Annotated in this window: 4 protein-coding genes and 1 pseudogene; 2 read left to right on the forward strand and 3 right to left on the reverse strand. The window is 70.6% G+C overall.

From position 1 onward, the window contains the following. Positions 1–2,573, reverse strand: a pseudogene (locus tag VF794_RS07700) (hypothetical protein); the annotation flags it as partial. A 189-nt stretch (positions 2,574–2,762) separates the two neighbouring features. Beyond that, positions 2,763–3,887: a ComEC/Rec2 family competence protein gene (locus VF794_RS07705; RefSeq protein ID WP_331108533.1), complete on the reverse strand. Its 1,125-nt coding sequence runs from the start codon at positions 3,885–3,887 to the stop codon at positions 2,763–2,765. 126 nt (positions 3,888–4,013) lie between these two features. Here VF794_RS07705 and VF794_RS07710 point away from each other — a divergent pair, with 126 nt between their 5' ends. Beyond that, positions 4,014–5,984, forward strand: coding sequence for a CHAT domain-containing protein (locus VF794_RS07710; protein ID WP_331108534.1), 1,971 nt, complete (start codon positions 4,014–4,016; stop codon positions 5,982–5,984). Here VF794_RS07710 and VF794_RS07715 read toward each other — a convergent pair. Next, entirely contained in the window at positions 5,981–6,295 is a 315-nt protein-coding gene (locus VF794_RS07715; protein ID WP_331108535.1) for a DUF3817 domain-containing protein, read from the reverse strand. The genes VF794_RS07710 and VF794_RS07715 overlap by 4 nt on opposite strands. A gap of 224 nt (positions 6,296–6,519) precedes the next feature. On the opposite strand from VF794_RS07715, the gene VF794_RS07720 reads away from it, so the two are divergent. Further along, the coding region (locus VF794_RS07720; protein ID WP_331108536.1) for a DUF2381 family protein at positions 6,520–7,015 on the forward strand (496 nt) is incomplete at its 3' end.

Genomic DNA, 7,015 nt, shown 5'->3' on the forward strand with positions numbered 1-7,015 from the left:
ACGGCCACGAGGCCCGCCGTGAGGGTGCTCGGACCCTGGCCGCGACGTGCGGCGACCACCGAGGCGGCCAGGGCCCAGGGGACGAAGAGGGCCACGGACAGGGCGGGCGTCATCCACGGCCAGGCGGAGAAGGCGCCCACGCGAGGCAGGAGCGCACAGCCGGCGAGGAGGACGGCGAGCGGACGCACGGAGGGCGTGACGCGCGAGGCGAGGGCCACCGCCGCCGCGGCCAGGAGGATGATGACGCCGAACCAGGGAAGCTGGAGGGTGAGGCCCCAGAAGAAGGCCAGGAGGGCGTAGGCGATGCCCGGCCAGCCGAGGAGCCGCGCGCGACCGCCGAGCTCACCCAGGGCCGCGAGTCCCAGCCCCGAGAGGGCGAGCGAGAGGGGAATCAGCGACGGGTCGACGAGGCTGGCGAGCTTGGGCACCACGGCGGCGGCGCCAAGGGCGGCGACGGCGAGCAGGTACGGGTTGGCGAGATTCCACGCCACGAGGAGCGCGGCGACCCCGCCGAGCCCCAGGCCCATCAGGGCGGACACGCGGGAGCCCGCTCCGATTCCGTACACGAACCCCACGGAGGAGAGCCACCCCACCGCGACGCTGAAGGCGAGGCGCGTGGGGCGGGTGCAGACGAGCGACAGCGCGGCGAAGCCCAGCGCCACCCCACCACACACCAGCGAGGCGCCCGCGGCCCCGAAGAGGATGCCGGAGGAGATGGAGACGAAGAGGGTGAGGCCAGCACCGACGATGGACAGGTAGAGCCGCTCGAAGAGCAGCCCGCTGGCCACGCAGACCATCATGAGCGCGAGCGCGGTCCAGAAGGCGGGGCGCTGGTCGGCGCCCGCGTGTCCGAGGAGGACGAAGAGCGGGCTGGCGATGGCGGTGGAGCGCAGGAGCACCTCGGCGCACTCGCCGTCACGCGCGGAGGAGGTGCGCTCGGCGCGGGAGCGCAACCACCCGGCGAGCACCACCCCCGCGACGACGAAGGGCACGGCCGAGAGCGCCCCGTAGTGGAACGGGAGCTTGCCGGCCACGGGGTAGCCGAGCGCGGCCTTGAGGGAGTCGAGCAGGGCGCGCACGGCGCCGGGGACGAGCTGACCGGCGGAGGCATAGGCGAGGTAGGCGCCGGCATAGGTGGGGTACAGCCAGCGCACGCGGGGCAGCTCGCCCCGGGAGAGCCCGAAGGCGGTCCAGGTGAAGGTGGCGGCGGTGAGGAAGAAGGCCGGAGGCGAGCCCGTGGCCGCGAGCGCGAGACAGCCCACCTGGAGCGAGATGATGCCGATGGAGAGCGGGTCCGCCGCCTCGTCGGCGTCGAGCTCGCGGAAGTGGAGACAGGAGGCGAGCAGGAAGGCGAGGAACGGGGCGTAGCTGCCCACGGACGGAGGCACCCCGGCGGCGGCGAGGGCCACGTGCAGGCGCACCCCGTAGAGCAGCAGGAGGTAGAGGGGCGCGGCGAGGGTGAAGGCGAGGGCCTTGCCACTCCGGGGCTCGGGGACGGGCCGGCGCGAGAGGACGAAGAAGAGGGCGCAGGGCAGTACATCGAGCCAGAAGGCGGGAGCGCCGACGCGAGCGAAGAGCGGCGCCAGCCCCATCATCAACGTGGTGCCGAGCAGGGCGAGCTGAACGGTGGGCCGGGAGGGGGCGTCGAAGGACTCCGCGGGCGTGCGGACGAGCGCGGCGGCCCCCACGGACCAGCCGAGCAACAGCGGGAGGAGGAGCGCGAGCGGCACCCCTTCGAGACTCAGCCCGTCGAGGGGACCGAGCGCGACACCGGCGAGGGGGGCCACGGCGGCCCCGATGAGCCCGAGGATGCGACCAGCGCCAGCGAGGGCCTCTTTGCGGGCGAGCAGGGAGCCGCAGATGGAGAAGGCGGCGGAGTAGCCCGCGGTCATCCCGAAGACGACGAAGGAGCGGGTGAGCGAGGTCAGCCCGGCCCAACTATCGAAGGCGAGATAAAGGGAGCCGGCGACGATGAGGAAGGCGCCGATGAACCAGCCGATGCTCTCATAGAGGAAGGGGCGCCAGACGGTGTCCCAGGTGGAGACCTCCTCGACGAAACGAGCGGTGGCGGTACGAACGGGAGGAGCCTCGAAGAGGGGCTCGGTGACAACGGGAGGAAGCGCAAGAGGCTCCTCGTCCCCACCCCGCTCCTCGGACGCAGCCCTCCCCTCGCCCTCCGGGAGAGGGACGGGGTGAGGGTACTGGGGGCCCCAGCCTGAATCCGTGGACTCCCGCTGGGCCGACTCGGCCGCGACGCTGTCCGGGGACTGCCGCGCCTCCCCGGCGACCTCGAAGACGGTCGCGGGAGGCCTGGCCTCGGCCGGAGGCACGACATTCACAGCCGGTGAAGCGGCTTCCACGGCCTCCACGGACTTCACGGTCGCCGCGCCGGAAGCCGGAGCCTCCTCCGCGAGCACGGAGAGGAGGATCCGCGCCTGCCGCTCGTACCGCTGCTTGAGGTAGCTCTGGGGTCCCTTCGGGACATACGAGGGGTCCCAGTGCTTCAGCTCATCGAGAAGGAAGTGGACGTGGGCGAGCTCGTGCTCGATGGCCTCACGAGGGCGGGGGGACATCGGCTGGCCGCAAGCGGCGCACAACCGACCTCCGAGCCGCTCCTGGCGGCAAGACGGGCAATACATGGTGGGACGACTCCCCTACAGCGACCGTACCGGGCACGAGACCCAGGAAGATGAGGAACTTGGGCCCTTGGAGTGCCCCACGAGCAGCCTACTGCACAACGAGAGGCGGACGCACCTGAACCCCTACCGTCGCGGGGCCCGCGCCTTCCCTCGGCGGGGCGAAGCGCGCGAAGCGGGCACGGTGGCAGCAGGCGAGGGAGCGAGCTCGACGAGGAGCCCATCCGTTCCTGGAGCGGGGTAGTGAAGCTCCTTTAGCTTCTCTTTCTTCAAACGCGCGTCGGTCGAGCCCGCCCAGGCACGCGTGGTGGGGACATCGTAGTTGAAGTAGAGCGAGACGGGCGTGGGGCTGCGCTGGAGGAGCTCGGTGAAGAGGGGCGGGTCCGGGTGCTGGAAGATGGCCCCGTTGGTGGAGACGAGGTAGCGCGAGCACCGCACGGCGTCGAGAAGCTCCTCGTTGATGTTGGCCTGGCTGCCGTGATGGGAGAGCTTGAAGGCATCGAGCTCCAGCCGCTCTCCTGGGGGAACCAGCCGCCGGATGCCCGCCGCGAGGGTGGAGGAATGGGCATCCCCCGCCAGCAGGCAACTCTTGCCGTTGTAGCTCGCGAGCACGGCGATGCTGCTGCCGTTGGCGGGAGACTTGTCCCCACCGAAGAGGACCTTGGAGAGGTGCCTCATCCGGGAGCGGTGGGCGGCCATCGTGGGCGGCATCTCGCCGGGGAACCAACCCTGGCTGGTGGCCAGCTTGATCCAGGCCGCGTCGAGCTTGCGCAGCTCCTTCCAGCGAGGCGACAGCACGGTGAGCGTCATGCCGCCGCGCAACGTGCGCGTCGGCAGCGTGCCCGTCTCCGGCACGACGACCGTGCGACCCTTGAAGTGCCTGTTCCACGGCAGTGCGTACTTCATGCTGAGCAGGTTGCCGAGGATGTCGCCCTGCCGCGGGCCGAGGTAGGCGCTCCTCGGCGGGGCCAGGTGCTGCCAGCCGTTGAACCAGATGTCATCGAAGCGGACATCCAGGTCCGACAGCATCAGCTCGACGATGCCATCGATGTGGTCGGAGTCGATGTGCGTGACGATGAGCAGATCGAAGCGCCGCTCCTGGCGAGGGAGCGCCTCGATGCGCTGGCGCAGGCGGGCGAAGGTGGAGGCGGTGCCCCCATCGATCAGGATGCGGTGCCTGTCCAGCGCGTCACCGTAGGTGATGAGGAGGCAGTCACCGTGGTCTGCGGGGAGCATCTCGATCTGGAACATGCGGGCCACCTCCTCACGACCAGTCCAGGCCGCCGACAACTTAACCTCGGGAACCAGGTGACGCCATGAAGCGGCGAGTCCGCGGGCTTGTGGCAGACTGCGGCGCCCCGACCGGGAGGGAGACCCATGGCGATTCGCACCGTCACCCTGGAGTTGCTGCGCCACGGCCCAGCACACAACCAGTTGCTCTCGCCGCTCACGCCGTACCTGGCCCTCTGCGGCAACCACGACGCGGAGACGGTGCACGTGGGCTTCGAGCACCTGCAATTCATGCGGAGGATCCGCGAGCTCCGCTACGTGCATGGGACGCAGGTGGCGGCCGAGGCGAGGCAGGAGGCGGCGCGGGAGGTGGGCCGGGTGCTCGGCTCCATCCGCTCGCTCATCGCCGAGCTGTCCTCCTCGGACCCGAAGGAGGGCAAGCGGATGGTGCACCTGCGGCTGGTGCTCTCCGCGTCGGAGCTGGCCATGCTGCCCTTCGAGCTGGTCGAGTCCCCCCTCGGGCTGCCCGGGCAGGAGCAGCCCCTGGTGCTCCAGACGAGTACGCCGGTGTGCCTCACGCGCGAGGTCCGCCGGGTGGCGCTCAAGACGCTGCGGTGGCCGGACCGGCCGCGCATCCTCGTGGTGGCGGCGGCCCCCGATGCCGTCTCGGCCGTGCCGCTGCGCGAGCACGTGGACGCCCTGCGCTCCGCGTTCGCCCCCTACCTGGCCAGCCGGGACGAGTTCTCCCAGCACGTGAAGGTCCTCCAGGCCGCCACGCTCACGGACGTGCGCGAGGCGTGCGCCACGGGAGCCTTCACGCACGTGCACATCCTCGCGCATGGCTTCGAGATCCTCCCCGAGAACGGCGGGGGGCCGAAGTACGGGCTGGCCTTCCACTCGGAGAAGCGCCGCACCCAGGTGGCGGTGGTGTCGGGCCCGGAGCTGGCGGCGGCCTTGCGCTGCCACGGGCGCGGCGGGGCGGAGCTGACCCTCCGGAGGCCCGTGGTCGTCTCCCTGGCGAGCTGTGACGCGGCCAACGTGGGCTCGGTGGTGATGCCGGGAGCCAGCATCGCCCATGCGCTGCACGAGGCGGGCATTCCCCTGGTGGTGGGCTCTCAATTCCCCCTCACCATCGAGGGCTCGCGGGTCATGACGGAGGTCCTCTACACGCGGCTGCTGCGCGGGGAGGACCCCCGTGTCATCTCCCATGACTTGAGGCAGTCCCTCTACGTGCAGTGCCCCGAGGGCCATGACTGGGCCTCGGTGGTGATGTACGCCGCGCTTCCCGCGGACCTCGAGAGCCAGCTCCGGGAGGGGCGCTTCATGCGGGCACGCATCGCCCTGGAGGCGAAGCTGGCGCGTGCCGAGAAGCTCCAAGCACCGGACACGACACTCCCACCGGCCGCGCCCCCGTCGACGGAGGAGCAGGCCGAGAACCCGGAGACATCACCTCGGGAGCGCGTCGTCCGTGCGCTCAGGAGGTCCATGCACCGCTTCGAGAAGGTGGCGCCCAAGAAGGGAGGGAGCACGGAGCAGGTGAAGGCCTGGGGCATTCTGGCGAGCGCCTGGAAGCAGGTGGCGCACTTCCAGGAGCGAGGCGAGGAGTTCGAGCGCGCGCTCGGCAAGGCCCGGGACTACTACTTCAAGTGCTACCAGTCCGGGGTTCGCGAGGCGTGGCCCCTGGTGCAGTATCTGGCGCTCACGGTGGGGCTCGAGCAGCGCAGGCAGGAGACCTTCCCGCGCCACCGGAAGCTGGCGGAGGCGATCGCCCAGGACAACCTGGAGTGGGGCAGCCCGCAACAGCGGGTCTGGGCGCACGCGAGCCTGGCGGAGCTGGCGCTCCTGGAGTTGTGGGAGGACAACGCGAAGACGGAGGAACTGACGCGGAAGGCGCATCAACACCTCCGGGAGTTCTTCTCCCTCACGCGCCGCAATCTGTACGCGCCGAAAGAGGCCCTGTTCGACGAGCGCAGCACCCTGCGCGAGATGAAGCGCTATGCCACGTGGAGTTGGGGCAACGAGGCCATGCGCGCGCTGAGCAAGGAGCTGAGCGCGCTCATGGAGAAGGAGTATGGCGTCCAGACCTCCTGGCTGCGCACGGGCAGGCGCCGGGGCTAGGGGCCCGGCTCGACCGCCACCGACTCCTCCTGGCGCAGCTTCGCGTCGAGCACGAAGGTGCCAAACGGGACGAGTGACGCGCCGAACGCGGCCAGTGCACGGAGGAACGACCAGCGGTGGCTCACCGCCACCTCGAGCAACGCGGGGAGGTAGAGCATGAACAGCACGCCGTGAGCCATGCCGACGACCCTCACCGCCAGGGGCATGCCGGCCAGGTACTTCAGCGGCATGGCGATGAAGAGCAGCACGACGAAGGACAGGCCCTCCAGCAGGGCGACGGCACGGAAACGTCCAAGGGGGGTCTTCAACATGGGGCCCTAGCTAACCACGTTCCCCCTTTCCTCGAAGCGAGGACTCCGGACAGCAGCCCCACCGCCTCCCAAGCAAGCGGCGTCAGCGCCCCCAGAGCACGCCCAACTCCAGGAGGAGGACTCTATTTTTCAAGTCATCTGCTCCGGTATGACCATATGAGTCAAGCCGCCCTTGCCCGGCGCGGGCGGGCTCCTCTAGCGTGCCGCCTCTTCCCGGAGGCCTCGTGTGCCCTCGCCCCTGCATCCTCCTGCTCTGGGTCCTCATCTTCTCCACGACCGCCACGCGAGCCCACGCAGCCGAGCGTGAGTCGCGGCGGGGAACCCTGCTCGTCGCGGGACAACCGGAGGCACCTCCGGTGCTGTACGTGGCCGCGGGCACGGTGACCCGGGCGCGCTTCGTGGACCTTCAGGAGCCGCATGCGCTCCCAGGCCCTGAACTCAAGGGGCGCGTCGAGGTGGCCCCGCTGGGAGAAGGCTCCCTGGTCCTCGCCCTCGTGCGGGACCTGGCCCAGGGGGAGCGCCTCCTGCTGCCGGTGACGGGACGCACGAAGGCTGGAGAGTCACTCACCGTGACGCTGGCGCTCGTCACCCGCGAGGACACGGTGGATGCCGAGGTGTGGGTGTCCCAGGCACGGATGCTGCCCCTCGGGGGGGATGCGGCGGACGTGGACGAGGTGGGCGCGGTCGCCAGGAGGCTGCTCGCGAGCCACGGGCCAGGAG

The organism is Archangium sp. (assembly GCF_036389735.1).
Lineage (GTDB): Bacteria > Myxococcota > Myxococcia > Myxococcales > Myxococcaceae > Archangium.

Coding starts and splice junctions, on each gene's coding strand:
- VF794_RS07715 (WP_331108535.1), bottom strand. CDS start 6,295: ATGTTGAAGACCCCCCTTGGACGTTTCCGTGCCGTCGCCCTGCTGGAG.
- VF794_RS07710 (WP_331108534.1), top strand. CDS start 4,014: ATGGCGATTCGCACCGTCACCCTGGAGTTGCTGCGCCACGGCCCAGCA.
- VF794_RS07705 (WP_331108533.1), bottom strand. CDS start 3,887: ATGTTCCAGATCGAGATGCTCCCCGCAGACCACGGTGACTGCCTCCTC.